20 protein-coding genes are annotated in these 21,175 nt (G+C 62.0%); 4 read left to right on the plus strand and 16 right to left on the minus strand.

Translation table 11 applies throughout. From position 1 onward, the window contains the following. Positions 1-171 precede the first annotated feature (171 nt). Entirely contained in the window at positions 172-3,642 is a 3,471-nt protein-coding gene (locus ACZZ0K_RS15700) for a hybrid sensor histidine kinase/response regulator (RefSeq protein ID WP_056783958.1), read from the plus strand. Between the two features lie 606 nt (positions 3,643-4,248). Here ACZZ0K_RS15700 and ACZZ0K_RS15705 read toward each other — a convergent pair. Both ACZZ0K_RS15705 and ACZZ0K_RS15710 read right to left on the minus strand, forming a co-directional pair. After that, a complete protein-coding gene (locus tag ACZZ0K_RS15705) occupies positions 4,249-5,613 on the minus strand; it encodes a DNA recombination protein RmuC (protein ID WP_163012219.1) in 1,365 nt (454 codons plus the stop codon). Between the two features lie 175 nt (positions 5,614-5,788). Continuing rightward, on the minus strand, positions 5,789-6,112 hold the full coding sequence (locus ACZZ0K_RS15710) for an SEL1-like repeat protein (protein ID WP_024012181.1): 324 nt from the start codon (positions 6,110-6,112) through the stop codon (positions 5,789-5,791). A gap of 909 nt (positions 6,113-7,021) precedes the next feature. Here ACZZ0K_RS15710 and ACZZ0K_RS15715 point away from each other — a divergent pair. The 3 genes from ACZZ0K_RS15715 to ACZZ0K_RS15725 all read left to right on the plus strand — a co-directional run bounded on the left by ACZZ0K_RS15715 (position 7,022) and on the right by ACZZ0K_RS15725 (position 9,418). Continuing rightward, positions 7,022-7,246, plus strand: coding sequence for a hypothetical protein (locus ACZZ0K_RS15715; protein ID WP_016773719.1), 225 nt, complete (start codon positions 7,022-7,024; stop codon positions 7,244-7,246). A gap of 271 nt (positions 7,247-7,517) precedes the next feature. Next, positions 7,518-8,000: a hypothetical protein gene (locus ACZZ0K_RS15720; protein WP_024012180.1), complete on the plus strand. Its 483-nt coding sequence runs from the start codon at positions 7,518-7,520 to the stop codon at positions 7,998-8,000. Between the two features lie 146 nt (positions 8,001-8,146). After that, entirely contained in the window at positions 8,147-9,418 is a 1,272-nt protein-coding gene (locus ACZZ0K_RS15725) for an OmpP1/FadL family transporter (protein ID WP_056783953.1), read from the plus strand. A 193-nt stretch (positions 9,419-9,611) separates the two neighbouring features. On the opposite strand, the gene ACZZ0K_RS15730 is transcribed toward ACZZ0K_RS15725, so the two are convergent. From ACZZ0K_RS15730 to cobO, 14 genes are all read right to left on the minus strand, one after another. After that, positions 9,612-10,172 carry a glutathione peroxidase gene (locus ACZZ0K_RS15730; RefSeq protein WP_041479535.1) on the minus strand — a complete coding sequence of 187 codons (561 nt, stop codon included), beginning with the start codon at positions 10,170-10,172 and terminating at the stop codon, positions 9,612-9,614. 54 nt (positions 10,173-10,226) lie between these two features. Beyond that, positions 10,227-10,349, minus strand: a complete 123-nt coding sequence (locus tag ACZZ0K_RS15735; protein ID WP_256584315.1) for a hypothetical protein — start codon at positions 10,347-10,349, stop codon at positions 10,227-10,229. Beyond that, a complete protein-coding gene (locus tag ACZZ0K_RS15740) occupies positions 10,346-11,554 on the minus strand; it encodes an MFS transporter (protein ID WP_056783951.1) in 1,209 nt (402 codons plus the stop codon). The genes ACZZ0K_RS15735 and ACZZ0K_RS15740 overlap by 4 nt, the downstream gene beginning before the upstream one ends. A gap of 51 nt (positions 11,555-11,605) precedes the next feature. Next, entirely contained in the window at positions 11,606-12,010 is a 405-nt protein-coding gene (locus ACZZ0K_RS15745; RefSeq protein WP_016773714.1) for a MarR family winged helix-turn-helix transcriptional regulator, read from the minus strand. 174 nt (positions 12,011-12,184) lie between these two features. Further along, positions 12,185-12,907 carry an adenosylcobinamide-GDP ribazoletransferase gene (locus tag ACZZ0K_RS15750; protein WP_258707804.1) on the minus strand — a complete coding sequence of 241 codons (723 nt, stop codon included), beginning with the start codon at positions 12,905-12,907 and terminating at the stop codon, positions 12,185-12,187. Between the two features lies 1 nt (position 12,908). After that, positions 12,909-13,484, minus strand: coding sequence for an alpha-ribazole phosphatase family protein (gene cobC, locus ACZZ0K_RS15755; RefSeq protein ID WP_150741323.1), 576 nt, complete (start codon positions 13,482-13,484; stop codon positions 12,909-12,911). Beyond that, positions 13,481-14,536, minus strand: coding sequence for a nicotinate-nucleotide--dimethylbenzimidazole phosphoribosyltransferase (cobT, locus tag ACZZ0K_RS15760; RefSeq protein ID WP_258707803.1), 1,056 nt, complete (start codon positions 14,534-14,536; stop codon positions 13,481-13,483). Before cobT ends, cobC begins: the two co-directional genes overlap by 4 nt. Beyond that, positions 14,533-15,054, minus strand: coding sequence for a bifunctional adenosylcobinamide kinase/adenosylcobinamide-phosphate guanylyltransferase (cobU, locus tag ACZZ0K_RS15765; protein WP_150741322.1), 522 nt, complete (start codon positions 15,052-15,054; stop codon positions 14,533-14,535). The genes cobT and cobU overlap by 4 nt, the downstream gene beginning before the upstream one ends. Positions 15,055-15,174: 120 nt before the next feature. Beyond that, positions 15,175-16,626 (minus strand): cobyric acid synthase, encoded by a 1,452-nt coding sequence (locus tag ACZZ0K_RS15770; protein ID WP_252879678.1) that lies wholly within the window; start codon positions 16,624-16,626, stop codon positions 15,175-15,177. Beyond that, on the minus strand, positions 16,623-17,615 hold the full coding sequence (gene cobD / locus ACZZ0K_RS15775) for a threonine-phosphate decarboxylase CobD (RefSeq protein ID WP_056783936.1): 993 nt from the start codon (positions 17,613-17,615) through the stop codon (positions 16,623-16,625). Before cobD ends, ACZZ0K_RS15770 begins: the two co-directional genes overlap by 4 nt. Beyond that, a complete protein-coding gene (gene cbiB, locus ACZZ0K_RS15780; RefSeq protein WP_258707802.1) occupies positions 17,608-18,516 on the minus strand; it encodes an adenosylcobinamide-phosphate synthase CbiB in 909 nt (302 codons plus the stop codon). The genes cobD and cbiB overlap by 8 nt, the downstream gene beginning before the upstream one ends. Then, on the minus strand, positions 18,513-19,163 hold the full coding sequence (gene bluB / locus ACZZ0K_RS15785) for a 5,6-dimethylbenzimidazole synthase (protein WP_024012169.1): 651 nt from the start codon (positions 19,161-19,163) through the stop codon (positions 18,513-18,515). Before bluB ends, cbiB begins: the two co-directional genes overlap by 4 nt. Beyond that, on the minus strand, positions 19,160-20,542 hold the full coding sequence (locus ACZZ0K_RS15790; RefSeq protein ID WP_463559198.1) for a cobyrinate a,c-diamide synthase: 1,383 nt from the start codon (positions 20,540-20,542) through the stop codon (positions 19,160-19,162). Before ACZZ0K_RS15790 ends, bluB begins: the two co-directional genes overlap by 4 nt. Then, on the minus strand, positions 20,539-21,150 hold the full coding sequence (cobO, locus tag ACZZ0K_RS15795; RefSeq protein ID WP_150636720.1) for a cob(I)yrinic acid a,c-diamide adenosyltransferase: 612 nt from the start codon (positions 21,148-21,150) through the stop codon (positions 20,539-20,541). Before cobO ends, ACZZ0K_RS15790 begins: the two co-directional genes overlap by 4 nt. Positions 21,151-21,175: the final 25 nt, after the last annotated feature.

Genomic DNA, 21,175 nt, shown 5'->3' on the forward strand with positions numbered 1-21,175 from the left:
AGCGAGCCTGCTCGCGAAGAGGCCCGCCCGGTCACCACAAAAACTACTCGGTACCCCGCCTGCGACACCCCGCCACGCCACGACCTTGGTCGACACTGACTAACCGTCGCGCGCGTGCGAGACTGTCCGCCCGGGCAGGAGTGCCGGGGAGTCTTTTGTCGGGAGTGCTGCATGTCGTTGTCCACCGGGCTGATCGCCGTCGTTGCCCTGGCCTACATGGCCATCATGTTCGCCATCGCCTTCTACGGCGACCGTCGCAGCACGCCGTTGCCGCCGCGGGTGCGTGCCTGGGTGTACAGCCTGTCGCTGGCGGTCTACTGCACCAGCTGGACGTTCTTCGGCGCGGTCGGTCAGGCGGCGGAGCAACTGTGGTCATTCCTGCCGATCTACCTCGGGCCGATCCTGCTGCTGGTCGGCGCGCCGTGGGTCCTGCAGAAAATGGTGATGATCAGCAAACAGGAGAACATCACCTCCATCGCCGACTTCATCGCCGCGCGCTACGGTAAGTCGCAATCGCTGGCGGTGGTGGTGGCGCTGATCTGTCTGGTCGGCGTGTTGCCCTATATTGCCCTGCAACTCAAAGGCATTGTCCTCGGCGTGAACCTGTTGATCGGCGCCGGCGCCGATGCCATGGGCACCCGCGCCCAGGACACGGCGCTGATCGTGTCGCTGGTGCTGGCGTTGTTCACCATCGTTTTCGGTACGCGCAACCTCGACGCCACCGAACACCACCGTGGCATGGTGCTGGCGATCGCGTTCGAATCGCTGGTCAAGCTGTTCGCCTTCCTCGCCGTCGGCGCCTTCGTCACGTACGGGCTGTATGACGGTTTCGACGACCTGTTCAATCAGGCGATGCTCGCCCCGCGCCTTGAGGCGTACTGGAAGGAAACGATTAATTGGCCGTCGATGGTGGTGCAGACCGGCGTGGCGATGATGGCGATCATCTGCCTGCCCCGGCAATTTCACGTGACCGTGGTGGAGAACATCGACCCGCAGGATCTGCGACTGGCGAAATGGGTGTTCCCCGCCTATCTGGCTTTGGCCGCATTGTTTGTAGTACCGATCGCCCTTGCCGGTCAGATGATGCTGCCCAGCCACGTGCTGCCCGACTCGTTTGTGATCAGCCTGCCGCTGGCCCAGGCCCATCCGGCGCTGGCGATGCTGGCGTTTATCGGTGGTGCATCGGCAGCGACCGGCATGGTGATTGTCGCCAGCGTCGCACTGTCGACCATGGTCTCCAACGACATGCTGCTGCCGTGGCTGTTGCGGCGCAACAACGCCGAGCGCCCGTTCGAAGTGTTCCGCCAGTGGATGCTCTCGGTGCGCCGCGTGAGCATCGTGGTGATTCTGCTGCTGGCCTACGTCAGTTATCGCTTGCTCGGCTCGACCGCGAGCCTGGCGACCATCGGCCAGATCGCTTTCGCGGCGGTAACGCAACTGGCGCCGGCGATGCTTGGCGCGCTGTACTGGAAACAGGCCAACCGCCGTGGCGTGTTCGCCGGGCTCGCTACCGGGACGTTTCTGTGGTTTTACACGCTGGTGCTGCCGATTGCCGCGCACAGTCTCGGCTGGTCACTGGCGAGCTTCCCCGGCTTGGCGTGGCTGCACAGCAATCCGCTGAACCTGCCGATCACCCCGTTGACCCAAGGCGTGGTGCTGTCGCTGGCGGGTAATTTCACCCTGTTCGCCTGGGTCTCGGTGCTGTCGCGCACGCGCGTTTCCGAGCACTGGCAAGCCGGGCGCTTCATCGGTCAGGAAATCAGCGCGCGGCCTAATGCCCGTTCGATGCTGGCGGTGCAGATCGACGATCTGCTGCAACTGGCGGCGCGTTTCGTCGGCGAAGAACGTGCGCGGCAGAGCTTCATTCGCTTCGCCTACCGTCAGGGCAAGGGTTTCAACCCCAACCAGAACGCCGACAGCGAATGGATTGCCCACACCGAACGCTTGCTCGCCGGTGTCCTTGGCGCTTCTTCGACGCGCGCCGTAGTAAAGGCCGCCATCGAAGGTCGGGAAATGCAGTTGGAGGACGTAGTCCGAATCGCTGACGAAGCCTCGGAAGTGCTGCAGTTCAACCGCGCCCTGCTGCAAGGCGCGATCGAGAACATCACCCAGGGCATCAGCGTGGTCGACCAGTCGCTGAAACTGGTGGCGTGGAACCGGCGTTATCTGGAGCTGTTCAACTACCCCGACGGCCTGATCAGCGTCGGCCGGCCGATTGCCGACATCATTCGCTACAACGCCGAACGCGGTTTGTGCGGCCCCGGCGAAGCGGAAGTGCACGTCGCGCGACGCTTGCACTGGATGCGTCAGGGCCGCGCGCACACTTCCGAACGGCTGTTTCCCAATGGCCGGGTGATCGAGCTGATCGGCAACCCGATGCCCGGCGGCGGATTTGTCATGAGCTTCACCGACATTACCGCGTTCCGCGAAGCCGAACAGGCGCTGACCGAGGCCAACGAAGGGCTGGAACAACGGGTCAGCGAGCGCACCCAGGAACTGTCGCAACTCAACGTCGCGCTCACCGAAGCCAAGGGCAATGCCGAGGCGGCCAACCAGTCGAAAACCCGTTTCCTCGCCGCTGTCAGCCATGACTTGATGCAACCGCTGAACGCCGCACGGCTGTTCTCCGCCGCCCTCTCTCACCAGAACGAAGGCTTGAGCGCAGAGGCGCAGCAGTTGGTGCAACACCTCGACAGCTCGCTGCGCTCGGCGGAAGACCTGATCAGCGATCTGCTGGACATCTCGCGCCTGGAAAACGGCAAGATCAACCCGGACCGCAAAGCGTTCGTCGTCAATGAACTGTTCGACACCCTCGGCGCGGAGTTCAAAGCGCTGGCCCAAGAGCAAAAGCTCACGTTCCGGGTGCGCGGCAGTCAATTGCGCATCGACAGCGACATCAAACTGCTGCGGCGAATCCTGCAAAACTTCCTCACCAACGCTTTCCGCTATGCCAAAGGCCCGGTGCTGCTGGGCGTGCGTCGGCGCGGTGGCGAGTTATGTCTGGAAGTCTGGGATCGCGGCCCGGGGATTCCGGAAGACAAACAACAAGTGATTTTCGAAGAATTCAAACGCCTCGACAGCCACCAGACCCGCGCCGAAAAAGGTCTGGGCCTGGGTCTGGCGATCGCCGACGGCTTGTGCCGCGTGCTGGGGCATACCTTGCGCGTTCGCTCCTGGCCGGGGCGCGGCAGTGTGTTCAGCGTCACGGTACCGCTGGCGCGCACGCAAACGCCTGCGGCGAGCGCCTCGATCGAACCGAACAGCAAAATGCTCAGCGGCGCGCAGGTGCTGTGCATCGATAACGAAGACAGCATCCTGATCGGCATGAACAGCCTGCTGAGCCGCTGGGGGTGCCAGGTATGGACGGCGCGCAATCGCGAAGAATGCGCAGCGATATTGAATGAAGGTGTGCGGCCGCAACTGGCGCTGGTCGACTATCACCTCGACCACGGCGATACCGGCACAGAGCTGATGGCCTGGTTGCGCACGCGCCTGGGCGAGCCGGTACCCGGCGTGGTAATCAGCGCGGATGGACGCCCGGAGACCGTAGCGCAAGTGCATGCTGCGGGCCTGGATTACCTGGCCAAACCGGTGAAGCCGGCAGCGTTGCGGGCACTGTTGAGTCGGTATTTGCCGTTGTAGAAGGTGACCTTGCAGACGCCTTCGCGAGCAGGCTCGCTCCCACAGAACAGCAAGAGCAAGAGCAAGAGCAAGAGCAAGAGCAAGAGCAAGAGCAAGAGCAAGAGCAAGAGCAAGAGCAAGAGCAAAAGATCGCAGCCTTCGGCAGCTCCTACAGTTGGACCGTCGATATCTGAGTGAAATGGTTGGTCGGCAGATTGCCTTCGCGAGCAGGCTCGCTCCCACAAAAGCAAAAGCAAAGCAGCGCAGCTGCCCGCGGCGAAGCCGCACCACTCAACAATGAGCGCAAGCTCGAGTGCTTTTGATCTTGATCCACCGGCGACGTCGGAAGGCTGAGCGGAGGGATTGATCCGGGCGTGGGAGCGCAGCGACCGTCTGGCGCAGCCAGACACAGCGGAAGGAGGTGCAGCGAAGCAAACCGTAGCCGCTGCGCCCGGATCAGTCCCGGAGCGAAGGAACCCGAGCCTGCGAGGGCCGAACGCAGGAGCTAGCGTTTTTTGCTTACTTTTTTAGGCGCTTGTAAAAAAGTAAGTCGCCGTCAGGCGAAACCGCCAGCCGCCACGACCGCAGCAACGGATATGCCCCCAAAATCAGCCCAAAAAACGACGCCTACTCAGGCAACTCAACCAACCCATCAACATCCGTCATCGCCCGCTCCAGCAAATCCGCCGGCAAGCTCTTGCTCGCCCGCGCACCGAGCAACTTCAACTGCTCACTGCGGCTGACCAGATTACCGCGCCCCTCTGTCAGCTTGTTACGCGCTGAGCTGTAAGCCTTGTCCAGTTGCTGCAGACGATTGCCCACTTCGTCCAGATCCTGAATAAACAACACGAACTTGTCATACAGCCAACCCGCCCGCTCGGCGATTTCCCGGGCGTTCTGGCTCTGCCGTTCCTGCTTCCACAAACTGTCGATCACCCGCAGCGTGGCCAGCAGCGTAGTCGGACTGACGATGACGATATTGCGGTCGAAAGCGTCCTGAAACAGCGAAGGCTCAGCCTGCAACGCAGCGGAAAATGCCGCTTCGATCGGTACGAACAACAAAACGAAATCGAGGCTGTGCAGGCCTTCCAGACGCTTGTAATCCTTGCCGGCCAGACCTTTGACATGATTGCGCAGCGACAATACATGCTGCTTGATCGCGATCTGCCCGAGGGTGTCGTCATCGGCCGCAACATATTGTTGATAGGCCGTGAGGCTGACTTTCGAATCGACCACCACCTGCTTGTCGCCGGGCAGGTAAATGATCACATCGGGCTGGAAGCGCTCGCCGTCCGGGCCTTTGAGATTGACCTGGGTCTGGTATTCGCGGCCCTTCTCCAGACCTGCATGCTCAAGAACGCGCTCGAGGATCAGTTCGCCCCAATTGCCTTGGGTTTTCTGGCCCTTGAGCGCGCGAGTCAGGTTGGTCGCTTCGTCGCTCAAGCGCAGGTTCAATGCCTGCAAACGCTCCAGCTCCTTGGCCAGCGAGAAGCGCTCGCGGGCTTCGGCCTGATAGCTTTCTTCCACGCGTTTTTCAAAGGACTGGATGCGTTCTTTCAACGGATCGAGTAACTGCCCGAGCCGCTGCTGGCTGGTTTCGGCAAAGCGCTGCTCACGCTCATCGAAGATCTTGCCGGCCAGCTCGGCGAATTGCGCACGCAACTCATCGCGCGAGCCTTGCAGGTCGTTGAGACGTTGTTGATGGCTTTCCTGTTGTTCGCGCAGTTCGGCACTCAGCGAGGCAGCGTGGGCGTCGAGGCGGCGCAACTCAGCGTCCTTGTTGGCGCGTTCGAGGTTCCAGGCGTGGGAGGCATCGCGGGCGTCATCGCGCTCGATCTGCAGCAATTCAACTTCGCGGCGCAGGGCGGCGAGGTCTGCCTGTTTGGCGGCATTGGCCTGGCCGAGATCGGCGATTTCATCGCGGCTCGCTTCAAGCTGCGCGGTGAGGCCGTCCTGGGCCAGTTGCGCCATGGCCAGGCGCTCTTCGAGCAAGGCCAGATCGGCCTGGGCATTGCCGGCCCGGCGTTGCAGTTGCCAGGCCAGCGCCAGCAGCGGCACCCCTGCTGCCGCAAGACCAAGCAATATGCTGGTCAAGTCCATAGCCATAGCGACTCCTGCCAATCGGATAAAGCCTGAAGGTTAACCAAGGTGTCTGGGCTTGGACAGCTCAGTCTTCGATCAGACCGAGTTCCTGCTGTGCGCGACGGTCACCGGCGCGGGCGGCCTGACGCAGCAGCTCCTGACCGATACGCCGGTCACGGGCATTGCCGCACTCACGGCAGATCAATTGGCCGAGACGGCTTTGCGCAGCGACTACACCTTCACGGGCCGGTTGCTTGAGCAGGCGGCCCGCGAGGTGTTTGGCGCTGGGACTGTCGCTCAGGCGCGGCGCATCGAGCAGCCACTCAGCCACACGTACGGAAAAACGCTTGGGAGCGGTAACAGAGGTCGGATTGGAGGTAACAGAGTCTGATACTGAGCGAAACTTCATAAAGCACTGCGGGACAGATCGGAAGGCGCGCCACTTTACTCTCTTTTTCTTACAGGTAAAGTCGAAAAAAACCCGGCACGCCCGTCCTAGAGCAAGCGCTAGGGACAATCCACAGAAGCTGTGGATAAGTCAGTGGACAACCGCTCTGTGATCCTCGCAAAGCCTTATGGAATGGGGCTCGCAGTCAAACTGACGATTTTTTCACCAACAAAAAAAGACGATATTTTTCATTGACTTAAACTTTTGATACAGGCAGCGACTGAAGTCAGGATCGATGTGACAGTTGCGTTACGCTCTGCGCAACTAATGTGCACAAGTACCTGTGCGCCGGTTATATGCGTGCGCTTTTTGGGGTCATTTTGCGCAGCTGCGAACGACCGAAAGGCTCTGCGAAAAGCGTGCACGCCGACGGACGGTGCGACACGACCATTCCGTGCGAAGCTTTTTTCGTCATGGGGTTTGCTTCGCCCGAACGGATCCGTTACTATCCGCGGCGTTAGTACCAAGCTGAAAGTCAATTCCGGTCGAACATCTCCCACGGTCAACTTCCAACAGGAAGACACTGCCGAAAAAAGCGGGAACGACCCCTCGATGGTTTCCAGGTAACTCTTGCGACGACGCTGCCTTTGAACGAAAGCAAAGGGCGTTGCGAAGAACACTTACTCTGACCGAACCAACCTGCAAATTGATCAGGATCTTCACCCCGGGCCCAGAACCTTTGCCCTCGCTGTGATGCCTGTCCTCCTAAGTACCTACCTGCCAGCCCAAGCGCGCTCACTTATCAGCGCTTCAAACTGGCTGCTTTGTTCCAGTCGGGTTCTTCGTTCGATCAATGGTGATCAACGTTACTGGAACGTTTTAACGTTGCACGGTTCTTATCCGTGTCATTTGTAGGAACACCTAATAACTATGTCTACTCAAATCCAGACTCAGGATGCCATTCGCACCCTAACCAACGCTTTTGCTCCAATGAACTGCCTGATCATGGCCGCTCGCAAAGGCTGCTTCAGCTTCACCGTGGTCAATGAACACGGCATCGCTCGTCACAGCGAGCGTCTGTACCCCGATCAATACTCCAGCGCCGAACCGCTGCAGGCCGTGATCGAGCGTACCCGTCAGGCACTGGTTGCCTGAAAGCCGGACAGGCTGCAAAAGCAAAGCCCTGCTGAAAAGCGGGGCTTTTTATTGCCTGATATTTCACTTTTAGCGCAACGCTTCTAAGCATGTTCCGATCTAACGCCCGGGATGCGATGGCGGAAATATTTTAAAAACAGTCCTTTACACGCTGAATATGACACTACACTTCAACTCAAGCGGCTTGACCCGCTTGCGGCGAGCCTGAGTCGATCCACTGCTGCCAAAGCCCCTTCAGGACTCGCCCTTAACAACAAGAACCGAGGGTGTTATGGGTATCGCTGCCAGCGAACTGTGCCGCTATGTGATCCGTCCCACATTGATCTATCTGGGACGCCACTGCGCAACTGCCGAATCCCTGCTGCTGGGTATCGCTGCCAGCCAATCCGCCCTCGGCTCTGCCCTGCATGACCGCCGTGGCCACGGCCTATACCGGATTGCCGAGCATCGCCATCAGGCGCTCTGGGATGATTATCTGGCGCTCGATCCGGAGCGCGCCAGCCTGGTGCGCGGCCTCGCCAGTCAGCATGCATTCCTCAGCGGTCCGCATCTGGAACTGACCGTGAACCTGCGTTACGCCACGGCCATCGCCTGGCTGCTGGTAGAAGAACAGAACCCCACCCTCCCCGCTCCGACCGATCTGCTCGGCATGGCGCGCATCTGGCGCCAGACCTTTCAACCGCAAGGCCGTTTGCGCGACTTCACCTATGCCTGGCAAACCTGTGTTTCACCGTTGAATCAGGTCGCTTGCTGACCGGGCGGTTTCACAAGTTCTCGCAACAAGTCGCCATTTTGGTCGGATTGTCCTACAAAACCGCTCTAACTCAAGGCTTACAGGCTATAGCGCTGGGACGAAAATGTTGGTAATTTTCGCCCCGGTGATCACCAGGAGTTCTAATAATGAAAAAAGTCATGCTCAAAACCACCCTTAGCCTCGCCGTTACCCTTGCCTCCACACAAATCTTCGCGGCAGGTTTTGCCCTCAACGAACAAAGCATCAGTGGGATGGGGACTGGTTTTGCCGGGCGATCTTCTTCTGCCGACGACGCAAGCACTGTTTATGGCAACCCGGCCGGCATGGCGCGCATCAAGCGCGAACAAGTCACCGGCGGCGTCGCCCTGGTCGACGCGCATACCGATATCAGCGATACCAGCTCCAGCCCTAATGGCGGCAGCAACAAGGGCGACATGGTGCCCCTCACTGCCGTACCGATGGGCTTCTATGTAAAACCGATCGATGATCACTGGGCATTCGGCCTCGGTGTCTACGTGCCGTTCGGCCTGATCACGGATTACGAAAACGGCTTCGCCGGTCGTTACTTCGGCAGCAAGTCCGAAGTGCAAGTCATCACTTTCCAGCCAACCGTCAGCTACGCCTTCAACGACAAGGTGTCGATCGGTTTCGGCCCGACCATCAACCGCATCGACGGCTCGCTGGAATCCAACCTGTCGATCACCCAGGCACTGCCGGACGGCAAGGTCAAGATCAAGGGTGACGACACCGCGCTGGGTTACAACGTCGGCTTGCTGGTCCAGGCCACCGACACCACCCGTGTCGGCCTGACCTATCACTCCAAGGTCGACTACAAGCTCGAAGGCGACACCAAGGTCAACTACAACGCTCTGGCGCTGGTGGGCGTTGGCGCCAACCAGAAGTACGACGCTTCGTTGAAGATCACCACGCCGGAATCCGTGGACCTGTCGGTCACCCAGGCGATCAACGATCGCTGGAACGTCTACGCCGGTACCACCTGGACCCGCTGGAGCCAACTGGACAAGATCACCGTGAAGAACTCCGGCGTGCAGCCTCTGCTGGCCGGTCAGTTCGGTTCGATCAACGAAGACCAGAACTGGCATGACTCCTGGGCCTATGCCGTGGGTACCTCGTACCAGTTGAACAAGGAATGGGTCCTGCGTACCGGTCTGACCTTCGACCAGTCGCCAACCAATAACGAAGACCGCTCGCCGCGTATCCCGACTGGCGACCGTACCATCTTCAGTATCGGTGCCGGCTGGAGCCCGACCGACGACCTGACCATCGACGTCGCGTACTCGTACCTCAAAGAAGAGTCGGTCAACATCCGCAACGAAAACGCGCGTGGCCAGACTTACGATGCCAAGTATGAAAACTCGGCAAACGGCTTCGGTGTCGGCGCGACTTACCGCTTCTGATGCACCGTGGCGAGGCTAACCCTCGCCCACGAAAAAGCCCCGCTCTCTTCGCAGAGGCGGGGCTTTTTCATGCCTGGGCATCGAACAAACCGGTAGGAGCTGACGAGTGCAACGAGGCTGCGATCTTTTGATCCTGGAATTTCAAGAACAAAAGATCGCAGCCTCGTTGCACTCGTCAGCTCCTACAGGACCATCAAGGCTTCAGCGGTTTGGAGGCAATGGCCTTTTCGATCGCGGCGATAAACTCGGGATCATCCGGCTTGGTCAAGCTGGAAAAACTCGCCACGACCTTGCCCTGCCGGTCGACCACGTACTTGTAGAAATTCCACTTCGGCGCATTGCTCTGCGCGGCCAGCACCTGAAACAGATGCGTGGCGTCATCGCCGCGGACCTTCTGCGGCTCGGTCATGTTGAAGGTCACGCCATAATTGGCGTAGCAGACCTTGGCGGTTTCCGCGCTGTCCTTGGACTCCTGCTTGAAGTCATTCGACGGCACGCCAAGCATTTCCAGCCCCTGATCCTTATAGCGCTTGTTCAGCGCCTCGAGGCCTTCGAACTGCGGGGCGAAACCGCAGAAGCTGGCGGTATTGACCACCACCAGCGGCTTGTCGGCGTACTGCTTGCACAGATCGATGGATTCCTTGGCGCGCAGCTTGGGCAGCGAGCCTTGCAACAGCTCAGGACAGTCGGCGGCCTGGGCCAGGCCAGTCAACGCCATCAGCAACGCGGGAACAGCACACCAGCGCATCAACATGTCGAATTTCCTTGGGCAGTCATCAGGCTTCGACGTTACTCGCCACGCTGCCATCTAGCAAATGCTCATGCCCAACTGCATCAGCGCCAGACCGCCGCGTTGCCAGCCCCACCACACCAGCGCCAACAGCGCTGCAGCCAGTGCGGTCAGCGCGAATCGCGCGCAGATCCGGCTCATGCTGCGCTCGCCGCAGCTTGCAGGCGCGCCACCGGACGCTCGCGCACCGGCCAGTTCAGCGCCGCCGCGAGCAGACTCAAGAGAACCGCCACTTGCCAGATCAAGTCATAACTCCCGGTTCGGTCATACACCACCCCGCCCAGCCAGCCGCCAAGGAACGAGCCGAGCTGATGGAACAGAAAGACGATGCCACCGAGCATGGACAAATTGCGCACGCCGAACAAGGTCGCCACCGTACCGTTGGTCAACGGCACCGTCGACAGCCACAGGAAGCCCATGGCCATGCCGAACAGATACGCTGTAGTGGTGGTCACCGGCAACCACAGGAACAGCACGATCACCACCGCGCGCAACAGATACAGCGCAGTCAACAGACGCGGTTTGGACATGCGTCCGCCAAGCCAACCAGCAGTGTAAGTGCCGAAGATATTGAACAGCCCGATCAATGCCAGCACCGTGGTGCCGACGCTCGCTGGCAGATGCTGATCGACCAGATACGCCGGCAAGTGCACGCCAATGAACACCACTTGAAACCCGCAGACAAAAAAGCCGAACGCCAGCAGCCAGAATCCCGAATGCGAGCAGGCCTCACGCAGCGCTTCGGAGAGGGTTTGTTCGTGGCCGAGAACCGGCAGTGGCTTGTCTTTTAACATGCTCACCAGCGGCACAATCATCGCCACCAGCAGGCCCAGCACCAACAGCGCGGCCGACCAGCCGAGCCAGCCGATCAGGCCCAGCGTGCCCGGCAACATCGCGAACTGGCCGAACGAACCGGCGGCGCTGGCGATACCCATGCCCATGCTGCGTTTCTCTGGCGGCACAGCGCGACCCACAACACCAAGAATGACTGAAAACGAAGTGCCCGAAAGACCGATACCGATCAGCAGACCGGCACTGAGTGACAGAGTCACCGCCGAATCAGACAGGCCCATGCACACCAGGCCCGCCGCGTAGAGGATCCCACCGACCAGCACCACTTTCGCCGCGCCGAAGCGGTCAGCCAGCGCGCCGGTGAACGGCTGCGCCAGGCCCCAGATCAGGTTTTGCAGGGCTATGGCGAAGGCAAACACTTCGCGACCCCAGCCGAACTGCGCGCTCATCGGCGACAGGAACAGACCGAACCCGTGGCGCACGCCCAATGACAACGCCAGGATCAGCGCACTCCCCAGCAACACCCAACCGCACGTACGCCACATCGATGTCATTGTTATTCTCCAGTCGCGGGTATATACCCGCTTGAGCGCGAAAAACCGCCGTCAGGCCAGTTCGTCGAGCAGTTTGAGCAAGGTTTCGCGCTTCTCGGCACCGAGACGGTCGATCAGCCGCTGTTGCGCCGCTTCCCACGCCGGCAATGCCGCTGCCAGGCGCTGCACGCCGGTTTCAGTGAGGCGCACGATGCGGTTGCGCATGTCCTCGCCTTCGGCCAGCGCCACCAGACCTTCGCCCTCCAGCACACGTAGATTGCGTCCGAGCGTGCTGCGATCCAGGCCCATGGCCTCAGCCAGTTCGGAAATGCTCGGTTGCTCCAGCCGCTGCAGATTGCACAGCAGAGAATACTGGGCAACGTTGATCCCGAAGCCATCGAGAGCGCCGTCGTAATGCCTGCTGACGCCACGCGCGGCGCGACGCAGGTTGGTGCACAAACACTGAGAAGGAAGCATGATGCGTGTATATACCCGCGAGTGTGTTAAATCAAGTTACAGATGAGTTTACTCTGAACATCATTGTTGCCGGTGAGGCCCCTTCGCGAGCAGGCTCGCTCCCACAGGGGATTGCATTTCGAAAGTGGGAGCGAGCCTGCTCGCGAAGGGGCCGGCATCATCTACGCAAATCCTTCAGACCAAAGCGAGCCCCACCAACACCCCCATCTCCAGCAATTCCAGCAACGCCCCTGCCGTATCCCCGGTAGTCCCACCCAACCGCCGCATCATCAATCGCCGCAGCCAGACAAACCCAACCAGCGAAATCAGCACCGCGCCGATACCCGCGATCAACACGCAGCCCAGCGCACTCAACCCCAGCACCCACCACCCCGCTTTGCGCGGCAGATGATCGGCCAGCGCCTGACCCAAGCCACCCGCACGCACATACGGCGTAGTCAGAAACAACCCCAACAGCGCCGCCCGCCCGAGCACCGGGACGATGATCAGCGCCAGGGTATGCGCTTGCTCGATCAGCGCCAGCAGCGCGGCGAATTTCAGCAACAACACCAGCACCAGCGTGACCACCGCGATCGGCCCGCTGCGCGGATCTTTCATGATCGTCAGCGTACGTTCACGATCACCAAAACCCCCGAGCCAGGCATCGGCGCTGTCCGCCAAGCCATCGAGATGCAGCGCGCCGCTGAGCAATACCCACACGGTCAGCAACAGCGCCGCATGGAGCAACATCGGCGCGCCGGCCAACAACAGATTCAACGCATAGAGGATCAACCCGAACAGCAATCCCACCAGCGGATAAAACAGCAGCGAACGGCCAAGCTGTTGCGGCTCGGGCATGCCCGGCAGGCGAATCGGCAGGCTGCTGAGAAACTGCAAGGCGATCCACAGCGGTAACATCTCAGTGACCTTCCTTGAGCGCGCCGTCAGCCTCGACCGTCAGCGCAAACAGCGCGCCGTGGCCGACTTCGACATTGAGCAGTTGCTCGCGCGGCAGACCACGTGCCTGCGCGAGCAACAAGCGCATCACGCCGCCGTGGCTGACCAGCAGAATCCGTTCGCCGGCGTAAGCCGCCTGCAACCGCGCGACCGCCGCCAACACCCGCGCGGAAAACGCGCTGACCGGCTCCCCCTGCGGTGGCGTGAAGCCATAGGGATCAGCCCAGAACAGCCCCAGCGCTTCGGCGTCCGTTTCCATCAACGCCGCCGCGCTCTGCCCTTCCCACGCGCCGAAATGCAGCTCTTGCAGATCCTTGTCCAGATGCACGGACAGGTTCAATTGCTCGCCGAGTTCAGCGGCGAAGCGCGCGCAGCGCTGCAATGGCGAACTGACAATTCGATCCCACGGCCCGCCGTCGACCACCGCTGCACGCATCTGCGTCCAGCCGTTTGCGGTCAGCGCATCGTCGAGGCTGCCGCGCAAGCCGCCGCCGAGTTCCGTTTCGCCGTGGCGCAGCAGATCCAGACGCAGACTCATGCCGGGCGATCCGCGACAGCCGCTTCGGCGAACGTCGCCATTTGTCCGTGCAGGTCACAGGCCAGGCGCAACAACGGCACCGCCAACGCCGCGCCACTGCCCTCGCCAAGGCGCAGGTCGAGTTCCAGCAACGGTTCGGCGCTCAAGGTTTCCAGCACATGACGATGGCCCGGCTCGGCACCGCGATGGCCGAACAACAGCCACTCGCGACAGGCCGGATTCAAGCGCACCGCGACCAGCGCCGCGACAGTGCAGATGAAGCCGTCGACCAGCACCGCAATGCCTTCCTGCGCGCAGGCCAGATAGGCGCCGACCAACGCGGCAATCTCGAAACCGCCAAGATTGAACAACGTCTGCAAGGCATCGCCACGCTGTGCGGCATGCAGCGCCAGCGCGCGTTCGATGACTTGCGCCTTGTGGCTGACGCCAGCGGCATTCAGCCCGGTACCGGGGCCGGTCAGGTGCGCCACCGGGCAATCGAGCAAGGCACAGGCCAGCGCACTGGCCGCCGTGGTATTGCCGATGCCCATCTCGCCGCCGATGAACAACTGGGTGCCGGCGGCTTTCGCGCGCAAGACGCTGTCGCGACCGGCCTGCAAGGCCGATTCGCCCTGTGCCTGAGTCATCGCTGCGCCCTGAGCGAAGTTCGCCGTTCCCGCGCCGATGTTCAGATGGCGCACGCCGGGCAAATTCAGCGTCGGATTCACCGTGCCCAGATCGACCACTTCCAGTTGCGCACCGAGCTGACGCGCCAGCACGCTGATCGCCGCGCCGCCGCTGACAAAGTTGAGCAGCATCTGCCCGGTGACTTCCTGCGGATAAGCCGATACGCCTTCGGCTACCACGCCATGGTCGCCAGCGAAAATCGCGATCCAGACTTGTTCCAGCGTTGGCTTGAGCTGACCTTGCAGACCGGCCAGTTGCACGGCCACCGATTCAAGGCGCCCCAGCGAACCGGCCGGTTTGGTCAGTTGCTGCTGGCGCTCGGTCGCTTGCGCGATGATGTCCGAGTTCACGGTTTTGCACGGGTTCAGCCACCAGGTCGGGCTCATAACGCAGATCCTTTCAAAGTCAGGGGCAGGCCGGCGACGGTCAGGACAACTCGCTGACAGCGCTCGGCCAGAGCTTGATGCAGCCAACCGGCTTCATCGACATAGCGGCGAGTCAATTCGCCCAGCGGCACGACACCCATTCCGGTCTCGTTGCTGACAAAAATGATTTCACCCGGCAACGACGCCAGGCAGTCGAGCAGCGCTTCACGCTCGGCGGCGAGACGTTCGGCGTCGTCGAGCATGAGCAGATTGGTCAGCCACAGGGTCAGGCAATCGACCAGCAGGCAGCGCTCGGCGCCAGCGGATTCGCGCAGCACGCGGGCCAGTTCCAGTGGCTCTTCGATCAACGCCCATTCGACCGGGCGGCGCGCGCGGTGATGGGCGACGCGCTGGTTCATTTCGCCGTCGAGCGGTTGGCTGGTGGCGATGTAGGTGACCGCCAGATGGCTGTCGCTGGCGAGTTTTTCCGCCAGACGACTCTTGCCGGAGCGGGCGCCGCCGAGGATCAGTTGGAGCATGGGTTCATCCAAAAATGTGTGGTGAGACAACCGGCCCCTTCGCGAGCAGGCTCGCTCCCACCGTTGATCGCGTCTCCCTGTGGGAGCGAGCCTGCTCGCGAAGAGGCCAGTCCAGACAACTCAAATCCCGCAGAGCTGCCGCAACAGCCCGGTATCCAGATGCTTCTCCACCAGATCCGCCAGCCGTTCGATATCGCGTTCGCGCAAGCCGTGGTAATCGACCTCTTGTACATCACTCAGCCCGGCCCAGCGCAGCAACGCCGCGCTCGCCTCGGGGGATTCGAACAAGCCATGCAGATAGGTGCCGAACACCTGACCATCGGCACTTTGCGCACCATCGCAACGACCGTCGTCCAAATGTACCGCCGGATTCTCCAGCGCCGGCCCGCTGGTTACGCCAGCATGTATTTCGTAACCGCTGACTGCGGCGCTTTCCAACGCCAGCCGCCCGCGCACGTTGCGCAATTGCTTCTCGGCTTCGAGTTGCGTTTCGAACGCCAGCAGCCCCAGACCGGCGCTGGAGCCGGCAGCGCCTTCCAGCCCAAGCGGATCGTGCACCTGCTCACCGAGCATCTGCAGACCGCCGCAAATCCCCAGCACCTTGCCGCCGTAGCGCAGATGCCGATTGATTGCCGCGTCCCAGCCGTTGGCGCGTAGATAAGCCAGATCACTGCGCACGCTTTTCGAGCCCGGCAGGATGATCAGATCGGCGGCGGGAATTGCCTGCCCCGGGCCGACAAATTGCAGATCCACCTGCGGATGCAGACGCAGCGGGTCGAAATCGGTGTGATTGCTGATGCGCGGCAGCACCGGCACCACCACTTTCAACACCTGCTCGGCCTTGTCGGTCTGGCGTTGGTCGATGCCGTCCTCGGCCTCAAGGTGCAGGTCCATCACGTAGGGCAACACGCCGACCACCGGTTTGCCGGTGCGCTGCTCCAGCCAGTCGAGGCCCGGTTGCAACAAGGCGATATCGCCGCGAAAGCGGTTGATGATGAAGCCTTTGACCCTCGCCTGTTCGCTCGGCGAGAGCAATTCCAGCGTGCCGACCAAATGCGCAAACACGCCGCCGCGATTGATGTCGGCGATCAGCAAAACCGGGCAATCCACCGCCTCGGCAAAGCCCATGTTGGCAATGTCGCCGGCGCGCAGATTGATCTCCGCCGGCGAACCGGCGCCTTCGACCATTACCAACGAGTACGCAGCGCTGAGTCGCTCGTGCGAGGCGAGCACCGCTTGCATCGCGATGGCCTTGTAATCGTGATAGGCAACGGCGTTCATCGTCGTCACCGCGCGGCCGTGAATGATCACTTGCGCGCCGGTGTCGCTGTTGGGCTTGAGCAATACCGGATTCATATCGGTATGCGGTTCAAGACCGGCCGCTTGCGCCTGCACTGCCTGCGCGCGGCCGATCTCGCCGCCGTCAGCGGTGACTGCGCTGTTGAGCGCCATGTTCTGCGGCTTGAACGGCACCACCGCCACGCCTTGGCGGGTGGCCCAGCGGCACAACGCCGTTACCAGAGTGCTTTTGCCAGCATCGGACGTGGTGCCTTGCACCATCAGAGTGGTCATGGGTGGTCCTTGGCGAATGCTTGCAAAGCCTGTTCGAGACGCAGCTCTTGCGCGGCATCGGCTGGCAGGCCGAAACGCACGCTGCTGTTGTGGCTGAACAGGCGCAGGAGGATGCCGCGCCGGGCGAGGAATTCGTGCAGCGCTTCGGCGTGCTCGGTGATCAGCCACTGAAACAGCGCGCAGCCACCCTGCGGTGCAAAACCGCAACGGGTCAGCAGCGCCACCAGCCGTTCGCTCGCTTCATCGCTGCGAATCCGCTGACGGGTGTGACCCTCGGTGTCTTGCAGGCACGCCGTACCGAGTACCCGGGTCGGCCCGCTCACCGCCCACGGCCCGACCTGTTCGGCGAGCAGTTTGAGCAACTTGCGCTCAGCCAGAACGAAACCGAGGCGCACCCCGGCCAGACCGAAAAACTTGCCGAACGAACGCAACACCACCAGCCCGACCTGATGCGCATAGGGCGCCAGGCTCAGTTGCGGCGTGTTGTCCATAAACGCTTCGTCGACCACCAGCCAGCCACCGCGTTGCGCCAGCCGCGCATGCCAGTCGAGCAGGCGTGCCGGGGTCAGGCTGAGGCCGGTCGGATTGTTCGGATTGACCACCACCAATACATCGAGGCTGTCGAGAAAGAACTCGACTTCCTGCTCGAGCACTTCACGGACGATGTAACCGCTGCGCCGCCAGGCTTCGGCATGCTCGGCATAGCACGGCGACAACACGCCGACCTTGCCGGCCCGGCGCAGACGCGGCAGCAACTGGATGGCCATTTGCGAGCCGGCCACCGGCAACACCTGCGCGGCGCCGTAGTAATCGCAGGCGGCCTGTTCCAGACCGTCGTCGGTTTCCGGCAAGCGCGCCCAGGCGCGCAGCGGGATTTCCGGGATCGGGAACGGCCATGGCGCGAGGCCGCTGGACAGGTCGAGCCAGTCGGCTTCGGCAATCCCGTAATCGAGTGCAGCCTTGCGCAACCGGCCACCGTGCTCAAGCATAAAATTCCGCCCCCAGGCAAAGCATCAGCAGCCATAACCATACGCCGCGCTGGACCAATTGCCAGCCACGGTCAATGGAATCGGCATCCGCCGGCGCACCTTCGCCCAGTTGTGGGCGCTCATGCAGTTCGCCGTGATAGATCGCCGGTCCACCTAACTGGACGCCCAGCGCACCGGCACCGGCCGCCATCACCGGGCCGGCGTTAGGGCTGTCCCACTGCGACGCTTGGGTGCGCCAACACTTCAGCGCGAGGCGGGTCTTGCCGAGCAGCGCGTAGGTCAATGCCACCAGACGCGCAGGAATGTAGTTCAACACGTCGTCGATTTTCGCCGCCGCCCAGCCGAAACGTTCGAAGCGTTCGTTGCGATAACCCCACATCGCATCGAGGGTATTGCTCAAGCGATACAGAACCACGCCCGGGGCGCCGGCGACGACAAACCAGAACAGCGCAGCGAACACCGCATCGCTGCCGTTCTCCAGCACCGATTCAGTGGCGGCACGGGCCACGGCAGTGCTATCGAGTTCATCGGTCTGGCGGCTGACCAGATAACCGACACGCTTGCGCGCCTCGTCCAGATCATCGGCGCGCAACGCAGCCGCGACCGGTGCGACATGTTCGCCGAGGCTGCGCATGCCGAGGGCGCAATACAGCGCGAGAATCTCGACAATCCAGCCCACATAGGGCGCCCAGGAAAATGCTGTGGCGAGCAAGGTCAGCGGCAGCACCGCGAGCACCCACGCGGTCACACCGTGGCTGCGCCAGCCCCGGCCGCCGGCGTTGAAGCGTTGCTCGATGCGCCCGGCAAAATTGCCGAACGCCACCAGCGGATGCCAGCGTTTCGGTTCACCGAGCAGCGCATCCAGCGCTACTGCGGCGACACTCAGCAACGCCACACTCATTGACTCACTCCCCAATAATTTTCGTACAGCAACTCGTTGAGCGGCCGCGCCTGCGCCCAGCCTTCAAGTACCAGCATCGGTGCTGGATAGAATTCCTTGACCGGGCCGAGACACAACACCGCCAGCGGCTTGGCACCGGCCGGCAACTTGAGCAAATCCGCCAAGGCTTGCGGTTCGAACAGCGAGACCCAGCCCATGCCCAGGCCTTCGGCACGGGAGGCCAGCCACAGATTCTGGATCGCGCAGGACAGCGAGGCCATGTCCATTTCCGGCAACGTGCGCCGACCGAAGATGTGTTTTTCGCGATCGTCCATCAGCGCTGCGACCAGCACTTCGGCGCAGTCGTTGATGCCTTCGACCTTGAGCTGCATGAACTCATCGCTGCGCTCGCCAAGGGCTTCGGCGGTGCGGATGCGTTCTTCTTCCACCAGATCGCGGATCTGCCCGCGCAGAGCACGATCGCTGATGCGGATGAAGCGCCAGGGCTGCATCAGACCGACGCTCGGCGCTTGATGAGCGGCTTCGAGCAGACGACGCAGCAGTTGCGGCTCGACGCTGCCGCCGGTGAAGTGGCGCATGTCGCGGCGCTCGGCGATGGCCTTGTAGACCGCTGCGCGCTCGGCTTCGGAGAAGGTGTTGTCGGTCATGGGCCTTTCGCGAGCGGGCTCGCTCCCACAGGGTTCAGGTCATCCAGTGTGGGAGCGAGCCTGCTCGCGAAGGCGGCCTCACGATCTGGCGCAAACAATGCGGCAATCGCAGTCGGATTCGACGGGAAATAAAAATGCACATAAGAAGCCGTCATCCGCCCCTCGCGATAAACCGCCTCGGCCCCACGCCCGCCATTGGGACTCAGCCCACGGGCAATCGGCGTCAGCTCTGTGGTGGTCAGGGAATGATGATAGGTATGCCCACGCAACTCCCCTTCCGGCAATTCAACCGCCTGCAACGCCAGCGCCGCCAGACGCTTCTGCATCACCGCCTCGCCCTTGAGCAAACCGACCAGCTCAGCACGGTTGCCTTCCACGTCGGTCAGCGAATCAAGCAGATAAAGCATGCCGCCACACTCGGCGAGCAACGGCTTGCCCGCCGTATGGTGGGCGCGGATCGCCGCCAGCATCGAGGCGTTTTGCGCCAGCGCGACGTGATGCAACTCTGGATAGCCGCCCGGCAGATACAGGCTGTCCGCCTCGGGCAATTGCGTGTCGCGGATCGGCGAGAAGAAGCGCAATTCGGCGCCCATCGCCCGCAGCAGATCGAGACTGGCGCCATAGGTGAAGGCAAAGGCTTCATCGCGGGCAACGGCGATGCGCACACCTTTTAATAGAGGCTCGGCGGCGATGACGTCAGGCGCGGCGAATTCAACGGCCGGTGGCAGCGCGACCTCGCAACTGCTGGCCAGCGCATCGGCGGCCGCGTCGAGGCGCAGATCCAGATCATTCAATTCGCTGGCCTGAACCAGGCCGAGGTGGCGGCTCGGCAATTCGATACCGGTTTCGCGGGACAGCGCACCGTACCAGCGCAGACCTTCGGTGAGGCTGCCTTCGAGCAATTGCGCATGGCGCAAGGTGCCGACGCGGTTGGCCAGCACGCCAGCGAACGGCAAGTCCGGCTGATACTTGGCCAGGCCCAGCGCCAAGGCGCCAAAGGTCTGCGCCATGGCGGTGCCGTCGATCACGCCGAGCACCGGCACACCGAAGTGGCGCGCCAGATCAGCGCTGGACGGCGTGCCGTCGAACAGGCCCATCACGCCCTCGATCAGAATCAGGTCGGCTTCGGCGGCGGCTTCCCACAACAGCCGGCGACTTTCCTGCTCGCCGACCATCCACATGTCCAGTTGATACACCGGCGCACCGCTGGCGCGCTCGAGGATCATCGGATCGAGAAAGTCCGGGCCGCATTTGAATACGCGCACCTTGCGCCCCTGATTGCGATGCAAACGGGCAAGTGCGGCGGTGACGGTGGTCTTGCCCTGACCGGAGGCCGGCGCGGCGATCAACACCGCCGGGCAGTGACGTGGTTGCTTCAAAGTTCGACGCCTTTCTGCGCTTTGATCCCGGCCTGAAAGGCGTGCTTGAGCATGCCCATCTCGGTAACCGTGTCGCCCATCTCGATCATTTCCGGCTTGGCGCCGCGACCGGTGACCACCACGTGCTGCATCGGCGGGCGCGCTTGCAAATCGCTGAGCACCTGATCGAGATCGAGGTAGCCGTGCTTGAGGGCGATGTTCAATTCATCGAGCACCACCAGACCGATCGAAGGGTCGCGCAACAATTCACGCGAGACTTCCCAAGCGGCGGTCGCAGCGGCGATGTCGCGCTGACGATCCTGAGTTTCCCAAGTGAAGCCTTCGCCCATGACGTGGAAACGTACCTGCTCGGGGAAGCGGCGGAAAAACAATTCCTCGCCAGTGCTGTTGCGGCCCTTGATGAACTGCACCACGCCGCACTGCATGCCGTGGCCCATCGCGCGGGCGAGCATGCCGAACGCCGAGCTGCTCTTGCCTTTGCCGTTGCCGGTCAGCACCAGCACCAAGCCACATTCGTCGGGCGAGCTGGCGATGCGTTCGTCGATCACGGCTTTCTTGCGCTGCATGCGCGCCAGATGGCGTTCGTCACGCTCGGGGGAATCAGTCATGGGGGAGCTCTCCGTTGAGGCTGGA

Source organism: Pseudomonas sp. AC255, assembly GCF_979258175.1.

Excerpts from the sequence above, each read along its gene's own strand:
- ACZZ0K_RS15700 (WP_056783958.1), top strand. The coding sequence starts at position 172 with ATGTCGTTGTCCACCGGGCTGATCGCCGTCGTTGCCCTGGCCTACATG.
- ACZZ0K_RS15710 (WP_024012181.1), bottom strand. The coding sequence starts at position 6,112 with ATGAAGTTTCGCTCAGTATCAGACTCTGTTACCTCCAATCCGACCTCT.
- ACZZ0K_RS15715 (WP_016773719.1), top strand. The coding sequence starts at position 7,022 with ATGTCTACTCAAATCCAGACTCAGGATGCCATTCGCACCCTAACCAAC.
- ACZZ0K_RS15720 (WP_024012180.1), top strand. The coding sequence starts at position 7,518 with ATGGGTATCGCTGCCAGCGAACTGTGCCGCTATGTGATCCGTCCCACA.
- ACZZ0K_RS15725 (WP_056783953.1), top strand. The coding sequence starts at position 8,147 with ATGAAAAAAGTCATGCTCAAAACCACCCTTAGCCTCGCCGTTACCCTT.
- ACZZ0K_RS15730 (WP_041479535.1), bottom strand. The coding sequence starts at position 10,172 with ATGTTGATGCGCTGGTGTGCTGTTCCCGCGTTGCTGATGGCGTTGACT.
- ACZZ0K_RS15735 (WP_256584315.1), bottom strand. The coding sequence starts at position 10,349 with ATGAGCCGGATCTGCGCGCGATTCGCGCTGACCGCACTGGCTGCAGCG.
- ACZZ0K_RS15740 (WP_056783951.1), bottom strand. The coding sequence starts at position 11,554 with ATGACATCGATGTGGCGTACGTGCGGTTGGGTGTTGCTGGGGAGTGCG.
- ACZZ0K_RS15745 (WP_016773714.1), bottom strand. The coding sequence starts at position 12,010 with ATGCTTCCTTCTCAGTGTTTGTGCACCAACCTGCGTCGCGCCGCGCGT.
- ACZZ0K_RS15750 (WP_258707804.1), bottom strand. The coding sequence starts at position 12,907 with ATGTTACCGCTGTGGATCGCCTTGCAGTTTCTCAGCAGCCTGCCGATT.
- cobC (WP_150741323.1), bottom strand. The coding sequence starts at position 13,484 with ATGAGTCTGCGTCTGGATCTGCTGCGCCACGGCGAAACGGAACTCGGC.
- cobT (WP_258707803.1), bottom strand. The coding sequence starts at position 14,536 with ATGAGCCCGACCTGGTGGCTGAACCCGTGCAAAACCGTGAACTCGGAC.
- cobU (WP_150741322.1), bottom strand. The coding sequence starts at position 15,054 with ATGCTCCAACTGATCCTCGGCGGCGCCCGCTCCGGCAAGAGTCGTCTG.
- ACZZ0K_RS15770 (WP_252879678.1), bottom strand. The coding sequence starts at position 16,626 with ATGACCACTCTGATGGTGCAAGGCACCACGTCCGATGCTGGCAAAAGC.
- cobD (WP_056783936.1), bottom strand. The coding sequence starts at position 17,615 with ATGCTTGAGCACGGTGGCCGGTTGCGCAAGGCTGCACTCGATTACGGG.
- cbiB (WP_258707802.1), bottom strand. The coding sequence starts at position 18,516 with ATGAGTGTGGCGTTGCTGAGTGTCGCCGCAGTAGCGCTGGATGCGCTG.
- bluB (WP_024012169.1), bottom strand. The coding sequence starts at position 19,163 with ATGACCGACAACACCTTCTCCGAAGCCGAGCGCGCAGCGGTCTACAAG.
- cobO (WP_150636720.1), bottom strand. The coding sequence starts at position 21,150 with ATGACTGATTCCCCCGAGCGTGACGAACGCCATCTGGCGCGCATGCAG.